At 72.7% G+C, this 24,228-nt stretch carries 16 protein-coding genes; 6 read left to right on the top strand and 10 right to left on the bottom strand.

Going from position 1 to position 24,228, the window contains the following annotated elements:
- Positions 1 to 298: 298 nt before the first annotated feature.
- Both ACH35V_RS26855 and ACH35V_RS26850 read right to left on the bottom strand, forming a co-directional pair.
- The gene (locus ACH35V_RS26855; protein ID WP_395976161.1) at positions 299 to 1,384 is read right to left on the bottom strand and encodes an acetate/propionate family kinase; all 1,086 of its coding nucleotides are present in this window, start codon (positions 1,382 to 1,384) and stop codon (positions 299 to 301) included.
- Positions 1,372 to 3,873 carry a phosphoketolase gene (locus ACH35V_RS26850; RefSeq protein ID WP_395976159.1) on the bottom strand — a complete coding sequence of 834 codons (2,502 nt, stop codon included), beginning with the start codon at positions 3,871 to 3,873 and terminating at the stop codon, positions 1,372 to 1,374. Before ACH35V_RS26850 ends, ACH35V_RS26855 begins: the two co-directional genes overlap by 13 nt.
- A 497-nt stretch (positions 3,874 to 4,370) precedes the next feature.
- On the opposite strand from ACH35V_RS26850, the gene ACH35V_RS26845 reads away from it, so the two are divergent.
- Positions 4,371 to 5,705 (top strand): amidase, encoded by a 1,335-nt coding sequence (locus tag ACH35V_RS26845; RefSeq protein ID WP_395976157.1) that lies wholly within the window; start codon positions 4,371 to 4,373, stop codon positions 5,703 to 5,705.
- A 3-nt stretch (positions 5,706 to 5,708) separates the two neighbouring features.
- On the opposite strand, the gene ACH35V_RS26840 is transcribed toward ACH35V_RS26845, so the two are convergent.
- The 4 genes from ACH35V_RS26840 to ACH35V_RS26825 form a co-directional block, all read right to left on the bottom strand.
- Positions 5,709 to 7,250 carry a toprim domain-containing protein gene (locus ACH35V_RS26840; protein WP_395976155.1) on the bottom strand — a complete coding sequence of 514 codons (1,542 nt, stop codon included), beginning with the start codon at positions 7,248 to 7,250 and terminating at the stop codon, positions 5,709 to 5,711.
- Positions 7,251 to 7,306: 56 nt separating this feature from the next.
- A complete protein-coding gene (locus tag ACH35V_RS26835; RefSeq protein ID WP_395976153.1) occupies positions 7,307 to 10,174 on the bottom strand; it encodes an AAA family ATPase in 2,868 nt (955 codons plus the stop codon).
- Between the two features lie 130 nt (positions 10,175 to 10,304).
- Complete coding sequence (locus tag ACH35V_RS26830) at positions 10,305 to 11,246, bottom strand: serine hydrolase (protein ID WP_395976151.1); 942 nt, start codon at positions 11,244 to 11,246, stop codon at positions 10,305 to 10,307.
- Positions 11,243 to 12,241, bottom strand: coding sequence for a LysR family transcriptional regulator (locus tag ACH35V_RS26825; RefSeq protein WP_395976149.1), 999 nt, complete (start codon positions 12,239 to 12,241; stop codon positions 11,243 to 11,245). Before ACH35V_RS26825 ends, ACH35V_RS26830 begins: the two co-directional genes overlap by 4 nt.
- Positions 12,242 to 12,348: 107 nt before the next feature.
- Here ACH35V_RS26825 and ACH35V_RS26820 point away from each other — a divergent pair, with 107 nt between their 5' ends.
- Positions 12,349 to 14,016 (top strand): penicillin-binding transpeptidase domain-containing protein, encoded by a 1,668-nt coding sequence (locus ACH35V_RS26820; RefSeq protein ID WP_395976147.1) that lies wholly within the window; start codon positions 12,349 to 12,351, stop codon positions 14,014 to 14,016.
- Between the two features lie 55 nt (positions 14,017 to 14,071).
- Here the strand turns inward: ACH35V_RS26820 and bla are convergent, their stop codons facing one another.
- A complete protein-coding gene (bla, locus tag ACH35V_RS26815; RefSeq protein WP_395976145.1) occupies positions 14,072 to 15,052 on the bottom strand; it encodes a class A beta-lactamase in 981 nt (326 codons plus the stop codon).
- Position 15,053: 1 nt separating this feature from the next.
- Positions 15,054 to 16,088, bottom strand: coding sequence for a LacI family DNA-binding transcriptional regulator (locus ACH35V_RS26810; protein ID WP_395976143.1), 1,035 nt, complete (start codon positions 16,086 to 16,088; stop codon positions 15,054 to 15,056).
- Between the two features lie 111 nt (positions 16,089 to 16,199).
- Between ACH35V_RS26810 and ACH35V_RS26805 the strand changes: the two genes are divergently transcribed.
- The gene (locus tag ACH35V_RS26805) at positions 16,200 to 17,405 is read left to right on the top strand and encodes an MFS transporter (protein WP_395976141.1); all 1,206 of its coding nucleotides are present in this window, start codon (positions 16,200 to 16,202) and stop codon (positions 17,403 to 17,405) included.
- A gap of 92 nt (positions 17,406 to 17,497) precedes the next feature.
- Here ACH35V_RS26805 and ACH35V_RS26800 read toward each other — a convergent pair whose 3' ends face one another.
- On the bottom strand, positions 17,498 to 19,195 hold the full coding sequence (locus tag ACH35V_RS26800; protein WP_395976139.1) for a dolichyl-phosphate-mannose--protein mannosyltransferase: 1,698 nt from the start codon (positions 19,193 to 19,195) through the stop codon (positions 17,498 to 17,500).
- Between the two features lie 84 nt (positions 19,196 to 19,279).
- Between ACH35V_RS26800 and rsmI the strand changes: the two genes are divergently transcribed.
- The gene (rsmI, locus tag ACH35V_RS26795) at positions 19,280 to 20,113 is read left to right on the top strand and encodes a 16S rRNA (cytidine(1402)-2'-O)-methyltransferase (RefSeq protein WP_395976302.1); all 834 of its coding nucleotides are present in this window, start codon (positions 19,280 to 19,282) and stop codon (positions 20,111 to 20,113) included.
- A gap of 66 nt (positions 20,114 to 20,179) precedes the next feature.
- A complete protein-coding gene (locus tag ACH35V_RS26790) occupies positions 20,180 to 20,482 on the top strand; it encodes a hypothetical protein (RefSeq protein WP_395976137.1) in 303 nt (100 codons plus the stop codon).
- Between the two features lie 33 nt (positions 20,483 to 20,515).
- Here the strand turns inward: ACH35V_RS26790 and ACH35V_RS26785 are convergent, their stop codons facing one another.
- Positions 20,516 to 22,315 carry a hypothetical protein gene (locus ACH35V_RS26785; protein ID WP_395976135.1) on the bottom strand — a complete coding sequence of 600 codons (1,800 nt, stop codon included), beginning with the start codon at positions 22,313 to 22,315 and terminating at the stop codon, positions 20,516 to 20,518.
- A 395-nt stretch (positions 22,316 to 22,710) separates the two neighbouring features.
- Between ACH35V_RS26785 and ACH35V_RS26780 the strand changes: the two genes are divergently transcribed.
- A complete protein-coding gene (locus ACH35V_RS26780; RefSeq protein ID WP_395976133.1) occupies positions 22,711 to 24,060 on the top strand; it encodes a glycosyltransferase in 1,350 nt (449 codons plus the stop codon).
- The last annotated feature ends 168 nt before the right edge of the window (positions 24,061 to 24,228 follow it).

Below are 24,228 nucleotides of genomic sequence, written 5' to 3'. Positions count from 1 at the left end.
CACGCCACTGCGGAATTGCAGCTGGACCTGCTTGCGTCTGCGATGCGTGAGCGTGGCTGGTCGCATCTAAAGGTCTATGTGGAGTCGCCTCCAACGCTGCGGGTCTTTTGCCAGGACGCTGAGGACGTTGCGTTGAGCGTCAGGGCGAAAAGGGTCCGTGGGCAGTGGGTCTACCAGGTGTGGCGCTCTGTCCAGTACCCGTGTTACGCGGTCGGACGGGTGGCGAACGTTCTCGATGACGTGTTGCGGGATCGAATGGCGCGTGACCCGGTCGGTGGGGTGCGGCGGTGATGGTGGTTTATCGGACGGTTGCGAGGGTCTGTCTGACACCGGACGCTATTTCCAGGTCTTCGCGGGCCGTTACTACGAGGGTGCGGACGGAGGCGTTCATCGACGTGATGTCGGCATCCTCGGCGGTGGCGGTATTGCGATCCGGGTCGACGGAGACGCCCAGGTAGGCGAGGTCCTCGGCTAGGCGCATTCGGACGGACGGGTCGTGCTCGCCGACGCCGCCGGTGAACACGAGCGCGTCCAGGCCGCCGAGAGAGGCGGTCATGGCGGCGGTGCAGGCGCGGAGGCGGTGGTGGTAGGCGTCCAGGGCGGCCAGGGCGTTCACGTCGCGTTGCTCGGCGAGTTCGCGGATGCGGCGCATGTCGCCGGTGCCGGTGAGGCCGCGCAGGCCGGAGTCGCGTTCCAGGGCGGAGTTGACGTCCTCGGGGGAGACGCCGTGTTTGATCAGCCACAGCGGGATGCCCGGGTCGATACTGCCCGCGCGGGACGCCATGATCAGGCCCTCCAGGGGTGTGAAGCCCATGGTGGTGTCGACTGAGCGGCCTTCGGCGACGGCGCATAGGGAAGCGCCGGAGCCTAGGTGGCAGACGACCATGCGGGGTGGGAGGGCGCCGAGCAATTCGCGTGTGCGCCGGGTGGCGTAGGAGAACGACAGGCCGTGGAAGCCGTAGCGGCGCAGGTTGAAGCGGGTGCGCCAATCGGCGGGGAGCGCGTAGGTGGCGGCGGCGTCCGGGAGTGTGGCGTGGAACGCGGTGTCGAAGCAGGCTACGGCCGGGACGCCGGGCAGGGCGGTGGTGATCTCAGAGAGGGCGTGCAGGGACGCGGGCTGGTGGAGAGGGGCCAGGTCAGCGAGGTCTTGCAGGTGCTTGGTGACCGTGGCGTCGATGAGCGTTGGTTCTGTGTAGCCGGTGCCGCCGTGGACGAAGCGCACTCCGATCGCGTCCGGTTCGGCGGGCATCGCGGCGACGATCCCGGCGATCTCGTGGCCGGGGGCCGAGTCTTCGGCCAGGAGCGTGTCGTCCGGGCCGAGCAGGCTTATTTTGAGGCTGCTCGAACCCGGGTTGACGGTGAGGACGCGCATCAGTACGGCCACGTCCAGTCGCGGATCTCCGGTGCGTCCTCCCCGTGCTCGCGTGTGTAGGCGCGGAGGGCGAGGCGCCGGTCGGCCATGCGCTGGCGGATGTGGGCGACGCGTCCGCCGAGGGACGGGACGCGGTCGATGACGTCCATGACTAGGTGGAAGCGGTCCAGGTCGTTCAGCATGACCATGTCGAACGGCGTGGTGGTCGTGCCCTCCTCCTTGTAGCCGCGGACGTGCAGGTTGGGGTGTCCGGTGCGGCGGTAGGTGAGCCGATGGATGAGGTACGGGTATCCGTGGAAGGCGAAGATGACGGGCTTGTCGGTGGTGAACAGCGCGTCGAAGTCGCGGTCGGGGAGGCCGTGCGGGTGCTCGCTCGGCGGTTGGAGCCGCATGAGGTCCACGACGTTCACGACCCTTACGCGCAGCTCGGGGAAGAGCCGGCGGAGCTGGTCGACGGCGGCGAGCGTTTCGAGCGTCGGGACGTCTCCGGCGCAGGCGAGCACGACGTCCGGGTCGCCGCCGCCGCCGTCGCCGTCGCCGCCGTCGCCGTGCTGGTCGGCGGGGTCGGTGGGGCGGGGTGGGCTCGACGCCCATTCCCAGATGCCGATGCCGCGGGTGCTGTGGGCTACGGCCGCGTCCATCGGCAGCCAGTTCAGCGCGGGCTGCTTCCCGGCCACGATCACGTTGACGTAGTCGCGGGACCGCAGGCAATGGTCGCCGACCGACAGCAGCGTGTTCGCGTCCGGCGGCAGATACACCCGGACGATCTCCGGCTTCTTGTTCATGACGACGTCGAGGAAGCCGGGGTCCTGGTGGGTGAAGCCGTTGTGGTCCTGGCGCCACACGTGGGACGAGAGCAGGTAGTTGAGGGAGGCGATCGGGCGGCGCCAGGGGAGGTGCCGGGTGACCTTCAGCCACTTCGCGTGCTGGTTGAACATCGCGTCGACGATGTGGACGAACGCCTCGTAGCTGTTGAACAGGCCGTGCCGTCCGGTGAGGAGGTAGCCCTCCAGCCAGCCCTGGCAGAGATGCTCGCTCAGCACCTCCATCACCTGCCCGGACGGGCCCTGATGCTCGTCGGTCGGGAGGCGTTCGCCCTGGAAGACGCGGTCGGTCGCGTCGAACACGTCCGCGAGCCGGTTGGAGGCGGTCTCGTCCGCGCCCATGATGCGGAAGTTGGACGGGTTGGCCTTCACGACGTCGCGCAGGAACGTCCCGAGCGTGCGGGTCGGCTCGGACGACGTCGTGCCGGGCTTGCCGACCGGGACCGCGTAGTCGCGGAAATCGGGCAGGATCAGCGGCTTCAGGAGGAGCCCGCCGTTCGCATGCGGGTTGGCGCTCATCCGCCGGTCGCCGTCGGGGGCGAGGGCTCGCAAGGCGGCGACGGGGCTTCCTTCGCCGTCGAACAGTTTGCCGGGACGATACGAGCGCAGCCATTCCTCCAATTGGGCGAGATGCTCGGGATTGTCGCGCACGCCGGGGAGCGGCACCTGGTGGGAGCGCCACGTGTTCTCTACCGGCTTGCCGTCCACTTCTTTCGGGCCCGTCCAGCCCTTGGGCGACCGCAGGACGATGACCGGCCAGCGCCGCCGTTCGGAGACGCGTCCCTCGCGGGCGTTCCGCTGGATGTCGGCGATCTCGTCCAGGGCCTGGTCGAGCGCGACGGCCATTTTCCGGTGCATGGACGCGGGCTCGTCCCCGCTCACGAGGAATGGCTGATATCCGTAGCCGTCGAGGAGCTGGACGAGTTCCTCTTCGGGAATCCGCGCCAGCACGGCCGGGTTCGCGATTTTGTAGCCGTTGAGGTGCAGGATCGGCAGGACGGCGCCGTCCTTCACCGGGTCCAGGAACTTGTCGGAATGCCAGCTCGCCGCCAGCGGACCGGTCTCCGCCTCGCCGTCGCCCACGATGCACGCCACGACGAGGCCCGGATTGTCGAACGCCGCCCCGTACGCGTGCGCGAGCGAATAGCCGAGTTCGCCGCCTTCATGGATCGACCCCGGCGTCTCCGGGGCCACATGGCTGGGAATGCCGCCGGGGAACGAGAATTGCCGGAACAGCTTGCGCATGCCTGCCTCGTCCAGCGAGATGTCCGGGTAAACCTCGCTGTAGGTGCCCTCCAGCCAGGCGTTCGCCACGGCCGCCGGGCCGCCGTGCCCCGGCCCCATGATGTAGATCATGTCGAGGTCACGGGCCTTGATCGCCCGGTTGAGGTGCGCGTAGCAGAAGTTCAGGCCGGGCGATGTGCCCCAGTGGCCGAGCAGCCGCGGCTTGATGTGCTCCGGCCGCAGCGGCTCGCGGAGCAGCGGATTGTCCAGCAGATAGATCTGCCCGACGGACAGGTAGTTGGCCGCGCTCCAGTACGCGTCGATTTGCCGGACGTCGTCGTCGGTAAGCCCGGCGGAATGGCCCGCGGAGGAGTGCGTCGAAGAGGAGTGCGTCGCGGGGAAATGCGCCGCGGAGTGGGTCGTGCTGGACGGAGTCGTGCCGGGCTGGGTCATGGGTCCGTCCCTTCGGTGCCGCCTCGCAGGATCGCCGTGGACCTCGAAAGGATCACGTCCCCGCGATGGGGCGCCTCAACCGTCACCCGACGATGCGCGGCAACCGGCAACCGGCAACCGGCGAACGCTGCGGTTGACAGAGCCACGGCGGCGGCGGGTGTGTGCGTTCTTGCCGTGCCGCCGTGGCTTTGTCCCCCCACCTGTCGACGTCCCCGGCTACAAGGGGCGGTGACCGCGTCCGGGACGCGGCGCGGCCACCGCCCCGCCCCCCAGCGAACCGGCGGAAGCATCTGACCAGGTGCGTTGCAGCCTGCCGTGTACTCGCGCGTAAGTTCCGGGGTTTGACAGCGCTGTCGACGGACGGTCGAGGTTCTGCGACGAGAGGTTCACGCTCAGCGATGAACGAGCCACGCAGTGCGATACGCGGCACGGGGCTCGTCCTCGGGCGGTCTGTCATGGTACGCAGATCGGAGCGCCGTCTGGACGAGACGGTACTGATGGGAGGCGGTATGGGCGGGTTCTTCACCGGACGGACGCTTGCGGACCTCGCGCGCGACCTGCGTTCCGGCGACGCGTCGGCGACGGGGCTGCTGGCGCACGCGTTCGCGTCGATCGGCACGGAGTCGATCGGCACGGAGGCGAACGCGGAGCTCAACGCGTTCGTGACCCTCGACCGCGAGGGCGCCGAGGCGGCCGCCAAGTGGGCGGACGAGGAGTTCGCGTCCGGCATCGACCGGGGGCCGCTGCACGGCGTCCCGGTCGCGGTGAAGGACATCATCGACGTCGCGGGCCTGCCGACCGGCATGGGATCGGCGCACTTCACCGGGCATGTCGCGGAGGCGGACGCGGCCTGCGTGACGATGCTGCGGGACGCCGGCGCCGTGATCGTCGGCAAGACCGGCACGCACGAGTTCGCGTACGGCGGCAGCGGCGACGTGTCGGTGAACGGCCCGGTCCGCAACCCGCACGACCGGGAGCGGATGTCGGGCGGCTCCAGCAGCGGCAGCGCGGTCGCCGTCGCCGCCGGGATGGTCCCGCTCGCGCTCGGCACGGACACGGGCGGGTCGGTGCGGATCCCCGCGGCGTTCTGCGGGATCGCCGGGTTCAAGCCGCCGTTCGGCGCCATCCCGACCGACGGCGTGTTCCCGCTGTCGCCGTCGTTCGACCATGTGGGCGTCCTCGCCGGGTCCGCGGACGACTGCCGGATCGCCTACCACGCGCTGACGGGCCCGGCGGAGGCCGTCCCGTCGCCCGTCGACGACAGCGCCCCGCACGGCCGCGTCGCCTGGATCGAGCCGCAGGCCGCCGACCCCGAGGTGGTGCGGACGGTCCGGGCGCTGTTCCCGGACGCCCCGGCAGAGCCGCTCGACCTGTTCGAGCTGCGGCGGATCTTCAGGGCGATCCAGGACTGCGAGGCGTACGAGATCCACGCCGAGCGCGTCGCGGCGGCGCCCGAGCTGTACCAGCCGCCGACGCTGGAACGCCTGGAACAGGCCGCGCGGACGCCGGGCTGGCGGTACCTCCGGGCGTTCCGCGAACGGGACGAGTTCGCCCGGCAGGTGGCGGGCCTCCTGGACCGCTACGACCTGCTGGCCCTGCCGACCATGATGATGACCGCCCCGAAGATCGGCGAGACGGAGGGGCCGTTCGGCCGGCACGCACCGGCGCTGGTCGCCCTCACCTGCGCGTGGAACGTGCTGGGCCTGCCCGCGCTGAGCGTCCCGGCCGGGACGGTCGGCGGCCTGCCGGTCGGGGCGCAACTCGTCACACGTCGCGGCGCCGAAAGCCTCCTGTTCGACACGGCGGCACGACTGCCGTCCCTCAAGGGCTGACCTTCACGGGCTGACGGTGTCCACCAGGACCTCGGTGATGAGCGCGGGCGGCACGTCGACGCGGGACGCGACGCGGACGACCTGGCGCGCCGCCTCCGCCGGGCGGACGGCGATGACCTTGGACGCCGCGCGGATCGCGGCGAGGCGGTCCTCCGGCGTGGCGAGCGTCCCGCCCGCCCGTTCGACGGCGGCGTCGACGACGGTGTCGATCAGCGGCGTCCGGGTGCGGAGGGCGTGCAGGACGGCCGCGCGGCCCTCGGCCTGGAGGAGGCCCGCGGGGTCGAGGTCGTCCGGCAGGCCCGCGGTCTCGACCGGGCCGCCGACTCCGGCGAGCCGCTCCCATGCCCGGACGGTTCCAGAGCGTCCGGCCGGGTCGCCGTCCAGCGCGACGAGGACGCCCGCCGTCGCCAGATCGGCGACCTCCGCGAGCGCGTCCAGTTGCGCGGCGGTGAGAGCGAGGCCGCAGGTCGCGACGGCCGCGTACTCGGCGGGGCCCGCCATCGTGACGGCGATCGCGTCCAGCGGCCCCTCGACGAGGACGGGACGCGCCCCGGCGGCGAGCCGGTCGCGAGCCTCGTGCAGGCCGTAGAGCAGCTCGCCCTTGTGGAAGAGCGGCGTGTCGGGGCCGTTGAGGTATTTGGGTCCGGGGCCGCCGTCGCGGCGGCGGCCGATGAAGCCCGCGATCGCGCCGTCCGGCGTCCGGATCGCGAACATGGCGCGGTCCCGGAAGGTGTCGCGGAGCCGTCCCGCGCCGCCGCCGGGACGTGCCAGCCCGGCGGCGGCGATGTCCTCGTCGCCGTGGCCGAGCGTCCGCAGGTGTTCGGTGAGCGCGTGCGGGCCCGCGGGTGCGCATCCGATCTGCCAGCGACGTTGGACGCCTGGCGGGAATCCGCGTCCGGCCAGGTAGCCGGGCACCCAGCTCGCCGCGAGCCGGGCACGGAAGAAGCGCTGGGCGTCCGCCATGACGCCGGTCTGGGACGCGCCCGACACGCGTCCGTGCAGGCGCCGGGCCGTCCGGAGGATGCGGTCGCCCAATCCCGGGCCCGCCCAGAACGCCCGCGCCGGGAAGGCGGGCATGGGCGGGTCCAGCCCGAGCCAGGCCGCGACCAGGAACGCGACGGAGTCGGCCTCGATCCGCCGCACGCCTCGCTCAGGGGCCTTCGCCGTGATGGCCGCGAGGTGGCGTCCGGCGTCGGGCGGGGGCGGCACGGATCGGTCGGGGAGTCCGGATCGGTCCGGGAGGGGGAGGCCGTCCGTCTGCGAGACGTCGAAGACGGCGCGCGGCGCGCCCGTCCGGCCGAGGACGCGGATGCCCGTCTCGCCCTTCTTGACCTGGCGGCCCGCCCAACGCCACTCCTCATAAGCGCGGACGTCCGTGGCCCCGCGCCACTGCGCGCCGATCAGCAGGATGGCGGTGTAGCCGTGGCGGCGGCCGTGCAGGACGGCGCGTTCTAGCCACCATGACCAGGGCCGGGTTCCGTCCCGCAGGCGGGCCGTCTCCTGGTCGGCGATGCCGCGCAGGAGACGCCGGTCGTCCGGGCGCATGGAGGCCTCCTCGCCGTCTAGCGGGCGGGGAAGCCATCTACGTCATACCCGCCCGCCTACAGATACAGGCCGAAGAATTCCTCGGGATGATCCAGGAGCGGGGGCAGATCGTCGGCCGTGAGGGTGATCAGTTCCTTCTTCGTGGGCGTTCGGCCCGCTTTCTTGCCGGTGCCATCGTTCTTCTTCTTGGCGGCGGCGAAGGCGGCGGTCGCGACGCGGTCGGCCTGGTTGGCGACGGCGACGTCCAGCATGTTCCGCATGAGGCGGCCGTTGCCGAACGACGGGCCGCGGGGCGCGCGGCGCAGCATCGCGAGCAGGACGTCGTCGGTGCCGGGCGCGAGCTTGAAGCCGTCCGCGGCGGCGAGCTGCCCGAACACGGTGATCAGCTCGTCGTCGGTGTAGTCGGGGAAGTGGATCTGCTTGGGGAAGCGCGAGTCCAGGCCCGGGTTGGCGGCGAGGAACTCCGCCATCTCCTGCTGGTAGCCGGCGACGATCACGATGAGGTCGTCGCGGTGGTCCTCCATGAGCTTGACCAGCTCGGCGATCGCCTCGTGCCCGTAGTCGCCCTTCAGCGGGGACTGCGTCAGCGTGTACGCCTCGTCGATGAACAGGACGCCGCCGAGCGCGCGCTCCACCAGCCGGCGGGTGCGCGGCGCGGTCTGCCCGATGTACTCGCCGACGAGGTGCGCGCGGGACGCCTCGATCAGATGCCCGGACGACAGCACCCCGAGCCGCTTGTAGATGCGGCCGAGCAGCCGCGCCACCATCGTCTTGCCGGTCCCGGGGTTGCCGGTGAACACCATGTGCCGGGTCGGCGGGGTGATCTGCAGCCCGGACTCGCTGCGCAGCCGCGCCGCGTGCGTCCCGGCGACGATGAGCGCGATCTCGTGCTTGACGGTGTCGAGGCCGGTGAGGGAGTGCAGCTCGGCGAGCGGGTTCCCGGCGGCGAGCGAGGTGTCCAGCGTCTCTGGGATGTCCTGCTTGCGGACGACCGGCTTCGCGTCCCGGCTCTCGTCCTCCGGCGCCGTGCCGTCGGCGGCCTGCGCTGCGTCCTTGGCAGCTTGCGCTGCCTCCTTGGTGGCCTGCGCTGTGTCTTTGGTGGCTTGCGCTGTGTCTTTGGCGAGCTGTGCTGTGTTCTTGGCGGGCTGCGCTGTGTCCTTGGCGGCTCGGGCGCGGACGGCGGCGACGACCTGGTCGGCGAGATGGGGGGCGAGGCGGGCGTTGCGGAGCGTCTGCATCGGCGGCGTCGCGGCCAGCAGCGCGCCCGCCGCGTCCACGGCCTGCCGGGTGCCGCGGGCGCCGCGGGCCTCCAGCGCGCGGCGGAACAGCTCGGCGTGGCCCTCCGCCGTGAACGGGCGCGTCCGGGCGATGCGGAACCGCTGCGGCAGGACGGGGTTGATCTCGCGGATCCGGTCCTCGCCGCCCGCGTCGCACAGCGCCACCAGGTGCAGATCCGGGTGGACGGCCAGCAGCCGGTGCAGTTCGGACGCGATCGCCTCGCCGTTGCCGGGATCGGTGACGATGCCGTCCAGGCCCTCGATGATGAGCAGCCGGTCGCCGGCGCAGTCGCGGGCGTCGGCGTGCAGCTTGGCGACGGCGTCCGACAGCCGCTGCCCGGTGAACAGGTTGTCGGTGACCCAGTGCGGGTCGCGGCCGAACGCGAGGGCCTTCGCCAGCTCCTGCGCGGCGTCGCGCTTGCCGGTGGCGTCGGGCCCGGCGAGCAGCAGCCGGACGGGCTCGTCGCCGCGGGTCAGCTCCTCCAGCGCCTGCACCACCTCGGGCTGCCCGACCAGCGACGTCGCGATCTCCGGACGTCCGCGCGTGCGCGGCCCGGCGGGCCGGGGGGCCTTCGCCGGGACGCTCTTCAACGTCTCGGTGAGCGGGTTCACGACGCGGCGGCGCGGCGCGTACAGGCGCCGCAGGTCGGTCTGGAACTGCCCGACCGGGATCCACTCGGCCTTCGGGAACCACGGGTCGCCCGGCAGCCCCTGCACGACGGCGACGAACCGCATCGCCATGTCGAGCCAGCCGCGGCAGGCGTCGGCGGCCCCGGCGACCAGCGCCCGGACGAGCCACGCCCGCGTCCGCTCCTGCCACGCGCCCGGCTTGAACCCGCGCCGCTCGCCGGGGAACCGCTGCTGCAGATCGCCGTAGCGGTCCTCGCCCAGCGCCACGGCAAGCTCAGCCGGGACGTGCTCCATGCTGCCCTGCAGCAGCAACTGGATCAGGTGGACCTCGACGCTCTCCTCGCGCGGCGCCACCTCCGTCAGATGCTCGTAGGACGCGAGCAGCCCCCCGCACACCCACTCCAGGTAGCCGACAGGTCCGAGCAGCTCGGGCACAGCGGTGACGATGTCGTCGCCCGCGTGCGCGTGCCAGTGCTCGCGCAGCTCCATCTTCGGCAGGTTGACGTCGCATTCGGGCGGGTCGTCGTACATCCGCAGCAGCGCCTTGCGGCGTTCCTCCAGCGGCTGGACGCCCTCCAGGACGGACAGGCAGTCGCGCGCCAGCTCGATCGCCAACTCCCGGTCCGGCGCCTCGATCAGCCAGTCGACCGGCGGCCGCCACCGTCCGCCGGGCGCGTCCCAGCGGGTCATGCGGGTGCTGAGCGGCCCGGGGTTGACGAGGTGCTTGTACAGCAGCCGCTCGGGGAGCTGCGACCACGAGCCCGCCTTGATCGCGCCGCCGCCGGGCAGGAACGCCAGGATGCCGAAGATCTCCGCGGTGACCAGCGACGCGGGCAGCGTCAGCAGCTTGTGCTCGTCGGTGGTCAGGTCCGCGGCCCGCGGGTCGGCCGCGAGCCCGTCGATCCGGTCCGAGATCTCCTCGAAGAGCCCGTCGGGGACGCGCCACGGGCCGTGCGAGTAGACGTCGAGCACCGGCTCGTCGGTGAGCAATGGCTCCAGATGCTCCGGCAGCCGCAAAGAAGTCTCCCCAAGAACGATCAAAGCAGGGGTACAGCCTACGTTTCCCGAGGGAGTGCCGGGTTAGCGGTCCGTCCGATCAGAGGTATTGGGGCTGTCACGTTCGGTCGCCCGGGCGAGGGCGCTCCGATCAGGGGCGGCGGAGGTGCTCGACGGCGATGCGTGCGGCGGCGCCGATGGCGGCGTCCGCCTGCGGCAGGACGGCTACGGGCAGCGGCGATCGCGTGAACACCGCGACCGCGTACCGCCCGCCGTCGGGGTACTCGACGACGCCGACCTCGTTGCGCAGCGTCGGCAGCGTCCCGGTCTTGCCGCTGACGACCACGTCGTCGTAGGGGAACCCGGACGACAGCCGGTGCGGCCACACCTGGAGCCCGAACAGCCTTCGCATCGCCGCGCAGCCTGCGGGCGGGGCGGCCTCGTCCCGCCAGATCATCGACAGCAGGCGGGTCATGTCGCGGGGGGTGCTGCGGCTCGTCCGGGCTGGATCGAGGGCGCGGAGGCGGGGGCGCACGCCGGGCTCGTCCAGTTTGGCCCACACGTCGGCGACGCTGCCCGCCCCGGCGTCCGCGAGGAGGGTCTCGTGCAGCTCGCGTCCGCTGGCCTCGACGACGGTGTCGCGCAGCCCGAGCGCCGCGGACGTCGCGTTGACCGCGTCCCGGCCGACCCGCTCCAGCACGACGTCGGCGGCTGCGTTGTCGCTGACCGTGATCATCAGGAAGGTGAGGTCGCGGAGCGACATGCGCGCCTCGTCCAGCATCCCCGACACCCCGGTGGGCCCGGTGGTGCGGCCCTCCGCGGGCAGCGTGACCTGCTCGGACGGGTCGATCAGCCCCTCTCCGGCCTGCCGGTGGAACGTGACGAGCAGCGGCACCTTGAACACCGACGCGAGCACGACGGGTGCGTCAGCGCGGACGGCGACCTCCCGTCCGGTGTCCATGTCGACGGTGTGCAGGAACCCTGTGACGCCCGCGGAGCGGAACTCAGCCTCGACACGCTCCGCCACGTCCGCACGGACGTTCTCGGCGCCTGGACCCCGGCTCGTCTCGCCCATGCCCGGTGCCGCGCTCATGCCAGGAAGCCGGACGACGGGCGCGGGACGACCCGGCGGGCGGGGACGCCGTCCGGCGGCGTCATCCCGGCCTCGCTGCGCAGCACGGCGGTCGCGACGGCGGTGAAGTCGGCGATCGCGCGGGCGTGCTCGGGGTCGCGGGCCCGGCGCCACACGCAGGACGTCCGCCAGGAGAGGGGCTCGCCCACCAGGGGACGCCACGTCACCCCGGCGGAGTCGTCGGTGCGGGGGACGAGCGCCATCGCCCTCCCCGCCAGGACGAGGCCCAGCGCGAACTGCGGATGCCGCGCCTCGTGGACGGCGGCGGGCGCGTACCCGTGCCGCCGGCAGGCCGCCAGCAGGTCGTCGTGGGCGCCGGGCGCGTCGTCCCGCGGCGGCATGACCAGGTCGAATCCGCGAAGGTCGGCCAGGTGCACTTCGGCGGGCGGGTAGGTTTCGGTGGGCCCGCCGTGGGGGTTGGTGAGCGCGAGCGAGGATGCGGTGGGGAGCAGGACGCCGAGGGGCTGGGCGAGCATCGGGCCGAGGTCCAGGTCGCGGGTGTCGCAGGGGTGCCGGACGACGCCGGCGTCCAGCGCGCCGTCGGCGAGTGCGCGGACCTGCTCGGCCGTGCCCGTCTCGCGCAGGTCGAGCCGCAGGTCGGGGCGGCGGTCGCGGAAGGCGGCGATGAGCGCGGCGACGATCGTCCCGCCGAGGTCGCTCGGCACGCCCGCGCGGACCGTGCCGGCCTCGCCGCGCCTGGCCCGCTCGGCGACGGAGTGGATGCGCTCCACGCGGGCGAGGATGTCACGGGCCTCGTCCAGCAGGAGCCTGCCGGGCGCGGTGAGCTCCACCCGGCGACTCGACCGGTCGAACAGCCGGACGCCGAGCTCCCGCTCCAGCCGCTGGATCCGCTGGCTGAGCGGCGGCTGGGCCATGCCGAGCCGTTCCGCCGCGTGGCCGAAGTGCAGCTCCTCCGCGACGATGACGAAGCACCGCAGGTGGCCGACGAGGTTCACGACCAGGGATCATATCAATTCAGATATATGTGTGACATAGATATCAATCTTGGACATTTCGGCCTCGGCCTGGTGTTCTGGTGGCTTCGGCCAGGGGGAGGAGACTGATGATGCGCCGATCCGGGAGGGTCACGCCGCGGGTGTGGATCGTCGCGGCGATCGCGACGGCGGTCGTGGTCGCGGGGGCGGGGACGGTGTGGTTCCTGACCCGGGGAGACGACCCGAGGGACACCGCCGAGCGCTACCTCGCGGCCTGGACGAAGCGTGACCACGCGGCGATGAGGGCGCTGACGGACGGTCCGCCCGCCGACTTCGAGCAGCGCCTCACCAGGATGTACGACGACCTCGGGCTCACCGCCCAGCGGTTCACCGTCGCGTCCGTGGGCAGCGCGGACGGCGGGAAGGCGGGCGCGTCCTACGGCGCCGAGCTGCTCCTCGCCGGCACCCGGACGTGGACGTACGAGGCGCCGCTGCCGCTCGTCGAGCGGGACGGCGAATGGCGCGTCCGGTGGTCGCCGCAGCTCCTGTACCCGGAGCTCAAGGAGGGGCAGCGGCTGAACGCCGGCCGCGCCTGGCCGGAGCGCGCGGCGGTCCTGGCCGCGGACGGCAGCACGCTGAGCGACTCGCCGTCCGGCTCCGCGCGGCAGCTCGCCGGACCGGTGGGCCCCGCGTCCGCCGAGGCGGCGAAGAAGCTCCGCGCCCCCTACCGCAAGGACGACCCGGTCGGCCAGGACGGCCTCCAGAAGCAGTACGAGCGGCGCCTCGCCGGGACGCCGGGGCTCGCCGTGCAGATCGTCGGCGCGGACGGCACCCCGGTCAAGACGCTGAAGCGGTTCGACAGCTCGCCCGGCGAGCCGCTGAAGACGACCATCGACCCGAAGGCGCAGGCCGCCGCAGGCAAGGCGCTGAGCGCGGCGAAGAAGCCCGCCGCGATGGTCGCGCTGCGCCCGTCCACCGGGGAGATCCTCGCCGTGGCGAACAAGCCCGGCGGCTACAACCGGGCGCTGATGGGCCAGTACCCGCCCGGATCGACGTTCAAGGTCGTCACCGCCGCCGCGCTCGTCGCGGGCGGCGTCGGCGCGAGCACGAAGGTCGCCTGCCCCGCCACCACCACGATCGGCGGCCGCTCGTTCCACAACTACAAGCACGAGGACTTCGGGACGGTCCCGTTCCGCGAGGCGTTCGCGCACTCGTGCAACACCACGTTCGCGCGCCTCGCCGTGGACAAACTGGGCGAGAAGCGGCTCACGCAGGTCGCGTCCCAGTTCGGGTTCAACGCGCCGATCATCGCGGGGGTCCCGGCCGTCCGCGCCGCGTTCCCCGCGAACAAGGACGACACCGCGTTCGCCGCCGCGTCCTTCGGGCAGGGCAAGGTGCTGACCAGCCCGCTCAACATGGCCGCCGTCGCCGCAGCGGCGGCCGACGGCACCTGGCGGTCGCCGCGCCTCGTCAGCGCCGCCGACACCGTGCACGCCGCGGACGCGGGCGGCCGCAAGCCCGAGCCGCCGAAGAAGCTCGAACCCGCCGTCAAGAAGGCGCTGCAGACGATCATGCCCGCCGTCGTCAGCGAGGGGACGGCGGCGGGCGTCGCGTTCCCGTCCGGGACGGCGGGCAAGACCGGGACCGCCGAGTTCGGCGAGGGCGAGAACCCGCCGACCCACGGCTGGTTCATCGGCTACCGGAAGGACGTCGCCTTCGCCGTCATCGTGGAGGGCGGGGGCACGGGCGCCGAGGCGGCCGCCCCCATCGCGGCGAACTTCCTCAAGGGGCTCTGACCCGGCCTCAAGGGGCTCTGACCCGGTCGCAAGGGGCTCTGCCCCGGCGCTGCGCTCAGCGCAGGGCCTGCGTGAGGACGCGGGCCGTCTCCGCGATGGCCCGCTCGTCGGCTTCGGCGTCCGCGTCCGGCCTGGTCGTCAGGATCGCGATGACCAGCGGGGCGCGGGACGGCGGCCAGACGATCGCGATGTCGTTGGCGCTGCCGTAGGTGCCGCCGGTGCCGGTCTTGTCGCCCGCCGTCCAGCCCTCGGGCAGGCCGGCGCGGATGCGCTCGCCGCCGGTCACGGTGGCCTTCAGCCAGCCGATGAGCCGGTCGCGGTCGGCGGGCGCGAGGGCGTCGCCGGCCGTGAGGGCGCGCAGGCTGCCCGCCCAGGCGCGCGGCGAGGTCGTGTCGCGCTTCTCGCCCGGCTTCCAGTCGTTGAGGCCGGGCTCCCAGCGGTCGCCGCGGCTGACCGTGTCGCCGAGCGAACGGAGAAACGCGGTGAGGCCGGACGGTCCGCCGACCTGTTTCAGCATCAGATTCCCGGCGGTGTTGTCGCTTTGCGTGATCGTCGCGTGGCACAGGTCGGCGACGGTCATGCCGGTGCCGACGTGCTTCTCGGTGACGGGGGAGAAGGCCGCCAGGTCACTCTTCTTGTACCGGATGACGCGGTCCATCAGCCCCGGGTCGGAATTGCGCGCCTTCCGCAGGACCGCTCCGCAGACGATCGCCTTGAACGTGGACGCGAACGGGAACGTCTCGTCCGCGCGGTGCCCGACGAAACGGCCGGTGGCAGTGTCGACGGCATAGGCGCCGATTCGCACGTCGCGGGTCTCCTCAAGCCTGCGGAGCTTCGCCGTGACATCGCTCTGCGACGGCGCGGGCGCCGCGGAAACCACAGGGCTCTGCGGGCTCTGCGGCGACGCGCTGCTCTTCGATGCCGGGGTGGCCTCGGAGTCGCAACCGGCGATCGCGGCGAAGGCCGAAAGGGCGAGGACGGCGGCGCCGAGCGGCTTTCGGAACCGGGGAGCGGGGGCCTTCATGGAGGAGAGCACTCTAAGAGGATGACGGGGGTGTCGTGGAGCCGCGGACTATCAGCTGCCCCGGCAGGACGCGGGGCGCGGGACGGCGACCGGCGAGGAGGTCGAGCAGCGCCGTCATGCCCTGCGCGCCCAGCTCCTCCGCGGGCAGCCGGACGGTCGTCAGCTCCGGCTCCAGCGCGGTGGCGAGCAGGACGTCGTCGAACCCGGTGACCGACAGGTCGCCGGGGATGTCCAGCCCGCGCGCCCGCGCCGCCTTGTAGGCGCCGGCGGCGATCAGGTCGTCGTCGCAGATGAGGGCGGTGGGCGGATCGGCACGGTCCAGCAGCCGCGCGGCGGCGTCCTTGGCCGAGCCGACGTCGATGGCGCACGTCGCGCGGAGCAGGGCCGAGCCGGGCACCCGCCCGAGGGCGCCGGCGAGGGCGTCGGCGCGGGCGCGGAACGTCCACTGGTCGACGCCGGCGGCCACGTGCCCGACGCGGCGGTGGCCGAGCGCGGTGAGGTGGGCGACGATGTCCCGCATCCCGTCCGCGACGCCGAAGTCGACCGTGGGGAGGCGGTGCCCTGAGGGTCCCGCCGGGCCGCTGTCGAGCATCACGGCGGGCGTCTGCCGGAACTCGCCGAGCGCCTCGACGGCCAGCGAGGACGCGAGGACGCCGTCGATCGCCTCGTCCGGCACGGCGAACGGGCTGTCGGCCCCCTGCCCGGCCCCGCGCTCCGGATCCGCCGTGTCGTCCGGCCAGGTGGAGACCACGACGCCGAACCCGTGCCGGGACGCGACCCGCGCCGCGCCGGTGTAGACGGGGCCGAAGAACGGCGCGGTCAGGGTCGGGACCATCAGCAGGACGGTCCGGGTCGTGCCGAGCCGCAGGTTCCGGGCCGCCTGGTTCGGCCGGTAGCCGAGGCGCGCGGCGGCGCTGCGGACGCTGCGGGCGGTGGCGGGGGACACCCGGCCCGTCCACTTGCCGCCCAGCACGAGCGAGACCGTGGACTGCGAGACTCCGGCCTCCTGAGCCACGTCCTTGCTGGTGGGACGGCTGACTGCCGGCACCTGCGCCTCCCCTGGCCGATCATGGACGAATTCAGACTAGCGCCGCACGCCCCGGAGGTGGTACGTATGACCCCGGCGGGTAATACGTATGACGGGGTGAAATACGGGGGCATGATGCGGGGTTATGTCGTCTTCCTGCGACGGCCGTACGCGGGGAGGCTGCTCGGCGCGACCCTCCTCGGCCGGCTGCCCAACGGGATGGGGATGCTCGCCGTCGTGCTGCACGTCCGGGCCGACGGCGGCGGCTACCCCCTCGCCGGGACGCTCGCCGCGATCCTCGGCCTGGCGACCGCCGCCGGGCAGCCCGCCCTCGGCCGCGCCATGGACCGGTTCGGGCAGCCCCGCGTCCTGATCCCGGCCGCGCTGGCGTCCGCCGCGGGCTTCGGGCTCCTCGCCGCCGTCGGAGCCGGCCCGCTGCCCGCGGCCGTCCTCGCGGTGGTCGCCGCCGGGTTCGCCACGCCGCCGCTGGAGGCCGGGCTGCGCGCCCTCTGGCAGGACGTCCTGGACGGCCCCGACCAGGTCGACACCGCCTACGCGCTCGACGCCGCGTCCCAGGAGCTCCTCTTCACCCTCGGGCCGCTGCTCGTCGTCGCCGCGGCCGTCGTGAACACCGAGACCGCGCTGCTGCTGACCGGCGCGCTCGGCATCGCCGGGACGCTGATCGTCGCGCTGTCCGGGCCGTCGCGCCGCTGGACGGGCGAACCGCGCGCCGCCGACTGGGCCGGGCCGCTGCGATCGCCCGGCCTGCGGGTGCTGCTGCTGTCCCTGGCCTGCGCCGGGATCGCGCTCGGCGTGTACGCGGTCGCCGTCGTCGCCTACGCCGAACGGCAGGACAGCGACGTCGCGTCCGGGCTGCTGCTGGCGTGCATGGCGGGCGGCGCGCTCGCGGGCGGGATCGTCTACGGCGCCAGGCGGTGGACGGGCGCGCCGCACCGGCGGCTGCCGTGGCTGCTGGCCGCGCTCGCCGCCGGGTACGTCCCGCTCGTCCTCGCGCCGGGGCCGGCGGCCATGTCGGTGCTCGCGTTCGCGTCCGGCGTCTTCCTCGCGCCCGTGCTCGCGTGCAGCTTCACGCTCGTCGACCGGCTCGCGCCGAGCGGGACCGTCACCGAGGCGTTCGCGTGGGTCGTCGCGGCGGTCGGCGCGGGCAGCTCGGCCGGCTCGTTCGCCGCCGGCCTCGGGCAGGACCTCGCGGGCGTGCCCGGCGCGTTCGCCGGGGCCGGGGCGGGCGGCGTCCTCGCCCTGGTCTTCTGCCTGGCCGGCGGCAGGACGCTGCGTCCGCACCCCGCCCCGGCCGTCGCCGCCAAGGCCAACGCCTGACCCCGCGTCCGGCCGACCGCCGACCGCCGACCGGCCGACCGGCGACCGCCGACCGGCCGACCGGCCGACCGGGCGGCCGCTGATCGGGCCCGTCAGACCCAGGAGCCGAACCAGATCCGCTCGTGCCAGTCGTCGTACGGGATCGTCTGGGCCGACAGGATCGGGTGGAAGTAGGCGAAGTTCGCCAGCACCACCAGCAGGAACGCGCCCGCGGCGGCCGCGCCGACCAGCCGCCGCATCCCCGCGCCCGGCGGGGGCGGCCCCGGATCCACGGCCGTGTGCGCGCCGCCCGGCTCGTAGCCGGGAAGGGCGGACGCGTCCTCGGACGCGTCGTCGTAGTGCTCGCCGGGACGGGCGGCGTGCGCCCCCGCGTACGAGGCGGGCGCGGGCCCCATCAGATACCCCAGCACCAGGACGACCGCCAGCACCATGAACGGGATCAGCGGCGTCGCGTAGAACAGGAACATCGTCCGCTCGGCGAACGCGGACGGGAACCAGGTCAGCCAGCCCGCGAGGAAGCCGAGCAGGATCGCCCCGGCCCGCCAGTCCCGCAGCATGACCCAGATGATCGCGACGGCGATCAGCGCCGCCAGCGCGCCCCACCACAGCGCGGGCGTGCCGATCCCGAGGATCTCGCGGGAGCAGCGCGTCGCCTCGCCGCAGGCGTTCTTCGGCTCGGTGTAGAAGAACGCGACCGGACGCCGCAGGACGGGCCAGTCCCACGGCCACGACTGGTACGGATGCTTGTCGTCCAGCCCGGTGTGGAAGTCGAGGATCTGCTTGTGGTGGCGCCACAGGTCGGGCATCGCCTCGAACGGCCGCCACAGCACATGGCTGGACGCCTCGCCCCGTCCCCAGGCGCCCGGCCTGAAGATCCAGCCCCACCACGTCGCCAGGTAGGTCAGCAGCCCGACCACGACGAGCTGCACGAACGCCGGGACGGCCTCCAGCGCCAACGTCCCGGTGAACGGCGCCCGGACCCCGGCCGCGCGGCGGGCGCCGTAGTCCCACAGGACGACCATCAGCCCGAACGCGGCGACGTAGAAGACGCCCGTCCACTTGGTGGCGCAGGCCAGGCCGAGGCAGACGCCCGCGCCCCACCGCCAGCCGTGCACGAGGAACGGCCCGTAGAGGGACGTGTCCCCCCGTTCGAGCTTCTCGGCGAGGACGCGGCGGGAGCGGTCGCGGTCGTTCACCAGGCACGCGAACCCGGCGAGGACCCAGAACATCACGAAGATGTCGAGCAGCGCGGCGCGGCTGGTCACGAACGCGAGGCCGTCAACGGCGAGCAGCAGCCCGGCGGCGCAGCCGAGCATCGTCGACCCCGTCATCCGGCGCGCGACCCGGCACAGGATCAGGACCGACAGCGTCCCGGCGAGGGCCGGGATGAACCGCCATCCGAACGGCGTCGCGCCGAACATCCACTCGCCCACCGCGATCATCCACTTGCCGAACGGCGGATGCGCGACGAACGAGGGGCCGTCCGTCCAGATGTTCGCGTCCTGATCGGCGATCAGCAGCTTGTCGGCGTCCTTGACGGTGTTGTGCTCCCAGCCGAACTCCAGCAGGGCCAGCGCGTCCTTGGCGTAGTACGTCTCGTCGAACACCACCGACTTCGGCGTCCCCAGCCCGTCGAACCGCAGGTAGCCGGCGAACAGCGTCACCAGGAGCGGCCCCAGCCAGGACAGCAGCGGGCTGCCGGGGATCGCGGGCGCGAGCCACTCCCGGAGCGGGGGCGGCCTCCGCCGTGACCCGGTGGCCGGCGCGTGCACGAGATCCGTCGTCGCCATCCAGTTATCGTACGGGCGGCCGGGACCCGCCGGTTTCGGGCGGAGAACGCCGTGCGCGGCGCAGGTGGAAGACTGGGGCGCGTGATGGGGACTCTGGTGCTCGCGGCGGCGCCGATCGGGCGGCCGGAGGACGCGTCGGCGCGGCTGCGGGCGGCGCTGGCGGACGCGCCGGTGATCGCGGCCGAGGACACGCGGCGGCTGCGGCGGCTCGCGGGCGACCTCGGCGTGCCGCTCACCGCGCGGATCGTGTCGTACCACGACCAGAACGAGAAGGCGCGGGCGGAAGGGCTGCTGGCCGAGCTGCTCGCCGGACGGGACGTCCTCGTGATCACCGACGCGGGCATGCCCGGCGTCTCCGATCCCGGATACCGGCTCGTCCGCGCGGCCGTCGCCGAAGGCGTGCCGGTGTCGGTGCTGCCCGGTCCGTCCGCCGTCACGACCGCGCTGGTGGCGTCCGGCCTGCCCACCGACCGGTTCTGCTTCGAGGGGTTCCCGCCGCGCAAGCCGGGCGAGCGGGCCCGGCGGCTGGACGCGCTCGCGGGCGAGCCCCGCACGATGGTGTTCTTCGAGTCCCCGCGCCGGCTCCCGGTGACCCTCACCGCGATGGCGGACGCGTTCGGCGCGGACCGTCCGGCCGCCGTCTGCCGGGAGCTGACCAAGACCTACGAGGAGATCCGCCGGGGGAGCCTCGGCGAGCTGGCCGCGTGGGCGGAGGGCGGAGTGCTCGGCGAGATCACGCTGGTGGTCGGCGGGGCGCCCGAGCCGGAAGGGCTGTCCGACCCGGCGGAGCTGGCCGCCGCCGTCGCCGCGCGCGAGGACGCCGGGACGCCCCGCAAGCAGGCCATCGCGGAGGTCGCCAAGGAGAACGGCGCCCCGAAGCGGCTGGTCTACGACGCCGTCGTCCGCGCCAGGAAGTAGCGGTCACCGGAATCCGGGGCGCACTATGGAGTTGGTGGCGTCGCCACGGATGCGGAGGTGAGAGCCGTGCGGGACGCATGGTCGAGCCACGAAATCTGGGTCTTCGAGTGCCTGAACTGCGCGACGACCTGGGACGAGGAGCTGGATGCCCGCCATTACGGCGACGGGCACGGGAACGAGGCCGTTGTCTACGAGCGCGGCGGCCAGCCCTGCACGACGCCCTGGGTGGACCGTTCCTGCCCGAACTGCCAGAGCCAGAACGTCAAGGCGCTGTCCGCGATGAAGGGCAGGCACGGCGAGCTGCCGGAGGCGCGCAGCGGCAGCGACGTGGCGATGGTGTACCACCTTCGCCGCATGCACGCCTGGTGAAGCGGGCCCTTGAGGGCCCGAGGGCCCCGAGAGCTAGGCGCTCGGGGTCTTGGGGGTGTCGGCGTCCTGGGGCGTTGCCTCGTCCTTGCCGCGCCGGGCTTTCGGAAGGGCGCGGAGGGTGCGCGTCCAGCCGGCGGCCGTCGCGCGGGCCTCTGGCCTGAACGCGGCCCCGGCCGCGAGTGCCGCGAGGGGGATGGCGGGGAGCACGTACCGGTAGTCGAACTCCGCGGTGGCGGCGGGCGCCAGCAGGAGGCCGGTCGCGAGCGTCCACGGCAGGAGCGCCTCGCCGCCGAACCGCCGCCACAGCGGGACGAGCCCCGCCAGCCCGATGAGCAGGATGGCGCCGATCATCGTCCCGCGCAGGTAGAAGACGTCCTGGTAGCCGCGGGCGACCCCGGCGAACGGCTCGACGACCTGGGTGCGGGCGTCGCCGCGCTCGTAGGCCCTGGCCTCCGCGGACGCGATCCCTCCGCCGGGCATGTGCCATTCGGGTAGCGGCCTGCTCTTCTTCCCGAACTCGTACTGCGAGTACGTCGCCTCGTCCGGGAACACCGTCCGCTCCCAGCGGAACACCTTGAAGAAGTCGTGCGCGACGACCTTCAGGTAGTCGAACGGCTGTGCGATGATCGCGCGCTTGGCGAAATCGTTGCTGAGCGCGTTGTTCTCCGGGCTGAACCGCGTGCCGGTGTAGCGGTTGAGCGGCGACTGCGCGTTCCAGATGCCGTCCTGCGAGTTCGGCAGCCGGTTCGCGGGCTCGGTGCACAGCGGGTACTCGCTGACCGGCAGGTCCTTCATCTGGTGGCAGTCGGCGAACTTGTAGACCCGCGCGTACAGGAAGATCCCGTTGCTCTCGGTGATCGCGAACTTGTCGCTGTCGGCCTTGTACCAGCCCATGTACGCCAGCACCGGCAGCATGCAGGCCGCGAGCGTGGCCGCCATGATCTTCCAGCCGCTGCGCCGGATCAGCATGTACACCAGGACGCCGAGCAGCACCGGCATGCCGACCGACCGGGTCAGCCACGCCAGCCCGACGATCAGCCCGACCGCCGCGGCGATCTTCCAGGACGGCCGGTCCCGCCACAGCAGCAGCGTGACCGCGCTCATCACCAGGAACGTGAACATCGTGTCCGACAGGACGAGGTGCTCGAGCTGGAGCTGGTAGGCGTCCAGCAGCACGGGCGCGGCGGCGAGCGCGGCGCCCCAGCCGGGCAGCCGGAACCGCCGCCGCAGCAGCGCGTAGATCATCACGCCCATCGCCAGGCCCATGAGGTGCTGGACGGCGGAGACGAGTACGAAGCTGTGGAACGGCTTGAGGACGAGCAGCAGGAAGGCGTACCCGTCCGGCCGCAGCGGATGCGGGTAGGGGTCGGTCGCGACGTGCAGGTAGTCGAAGCTGTCGTTGAAGAACATCACCGGCTGGTAGCCGAGCATCGCCACGACGCGGAGCAGCGCCGCTGTGGCAATGATCACACTGAACGCGGGGTGCCGCCTGGCGAGCTCCCACAGGCCGCGGCCGCGCCGCCTGCCCTGGGAGTCGGCGGCCTCGTCCTCCGGCGTCCCGGACGCCTGATCACCCGATTCGGGGCCCGCCGCCGATTCGGAGCCCGGCTCGTCCTGGAGGGTCCCGTCCCTCTGGTCCTCGTCCGGGACCGGGACGGTCGTCGTCCCGCCGGGCGTGTCGGCCGCGGTGGACGCTCCGGGCCGCCCGTCCGCGTCCTCGGCGGCTCCGTCCGCCCCGTCCGCCGTGGCCAGGGCCGTCCCGCCCGTGCCGCCCGGCGCCGCGTCCACCTGCCCCGTGCCGGCCGCGGCGCCCCGCGGCGATTCGCCCGCCACTGCCGCACCTCCCCTTCGGTGTCCGGCCCCCTGTCCGGCGGCACTGCGTTGGTTGAGGGCACTGCGCTGTTGGTCGAGGGCACTGCGCTGTCCGGCGTGCGTCACAGCCGACCCACCCCTTCCGGGCCGCTGTGCCCGTATGCTTGACGTCCTAGCCTGCCGCCCGCGAACGTGGCGGCGATGTTTTTTGGGTTGCGATAGGGCAACACGATACGGGTGCTCTTGACGAGAGCGGCCATCAATACCCGTCTCCGGCAGGCATCATGAACCACTGGATTCATGAACGATGACGGGCCGCCGCGCAGAACAACTGAGATTAGTGGATCGTCCCGCCGGCGGTCATCAGGGGAAACGCCATCAGGGAAAACGTCACCAGGGGTAACGAAGGAGATCGCGTGGAACTCTCCGTAGTGATGCCGTGTCTGAACGAGGCCGAGACGGTCGAGACCTGCGTCCGCAAGACGATCGGGTTCTTCGAGGACAACGGCATCGACGGCGAGGTCGTCATCGCCGACAACGGCAGCACCGACGGCAGCCAGCAGCTCGCCAGGGACGCGGGGGCGCGTGTCGTGCCGGTCATCGACAAGGGGTACGGCAACGCCCTCATGGGCGGGATCCGCGCCGCGCGCGGCCGGTACGTCGCGATGGGCGACGCCGACGACTCCTACGACTTCACCACCCTCGGCCCGTTCCTGGACGAGCTGCGCGGCGGCGCCGACCTCGTCATGGGCAACCGGTTCAAGGGCGGCATCGCGGAGGGCGCCATGCCGCCGCTGCACCGCTACCTCGGCAACCCGGTGCTCAGCTTCGTCGGACGGCTGTTCTTCCGCAGCAAGATCGGCGACTTCCACTGCGGGCTGCGGGCCTTCGACAAGGAAGCGATCATGCGGCTCGGCCTGCAGACCGGCGGCATGGAGTTCGCCAGCGAGATGGTCGTCAAGGCGACCCTGCAGGGCTACGACATCCGCGAGGTCCCGACGACGCTGTCGCCGGACGGCCGCACCCGCGCCCCGCACCTGAACACCTGGCGCGACGGTTGGCGTCATCTCCGCTTCCTCATGCTCTACAGCCCGCGCTGGCTGTTCCTCATCCCCGGTCTCGTCTTCATGACACTCGGGCTGCTCGCCGGGATCGCGCTGTCGACCGGTCCGGTCACGGTCGGGGAGATCGCGTTCGACGTCGACACGCTGGTCGGCGCCGGGGCGGCACTGGTGATCGGCTTCCAGGCGGTGCTGTTCGCGCTGCTCACGAAGGTCTACGCGATGCAGGAGGGATTCCTGCCGCACGACAAGCGGGTCCAGAAGATCATCGACTGGTGGAGCCTGGAGCGCGGGCTGCTGCTCGGCGGGCTGCTCGCGGTCGCCGGTCTCGGCGGCCTCGTCGCGTCGCTGCTGCACTGGCGGGTCAACAGCTTCGGCGAGCTGGACCCGCGCGAGTCGCTGCGCATCGTCGTCCCCGCCGCCACCGCGCTCGTGATGAGCCTCCAGGCCATCTTCGCCTCGCTGTTCGTCAGCATCCTCGGCATCCGCCGCCGCCAGCACCCGCCGATCGTGGACGCGGCCGAGGAGGCCGCCGGAGTCGTGGACGCCGCCGCCCGCCAGGTCGCGAAGGACGACGAGTCCGCGAAGGTCCCCGCCGGGAAGAGCACCGCCGGAAAGAGCACTGCCGGTAAGGCGGGCGCTACGAGGGCGGCCGGAGGCGACGAAGGCGACCAGAGCGACGAGGACGGCGCGTCCGGCCGGTAACTCGCCTATCCGTGCCGATCCGTGTCATTCCGGTCGTGAAGCCGTCACGCGATGATTGTCAACATCTGAAAAACACGCGGGACAGAACGTCGCGAAAGCCGAGAACTCGCTGAGCGTTCCCGGGCCTTGACCGGTGCCCGGACAGTGTTGTGACAGGCTTGACCGTCG

Source organism: Actinomadura sp. 1N219 (genome assembly GCF_044326405.1).
Classification (GTDB): domain Bacteria; phylum Actinomycetota; class Actinomycetes; order Streptosporangiales; family Streptosporangiaceae; genus Spirillospora.
The sequence above is the reverse complement of the archived record's forward strand: the minus strand, read 5'-3'. Positions and strand labels throughout refer to the sequence as shown.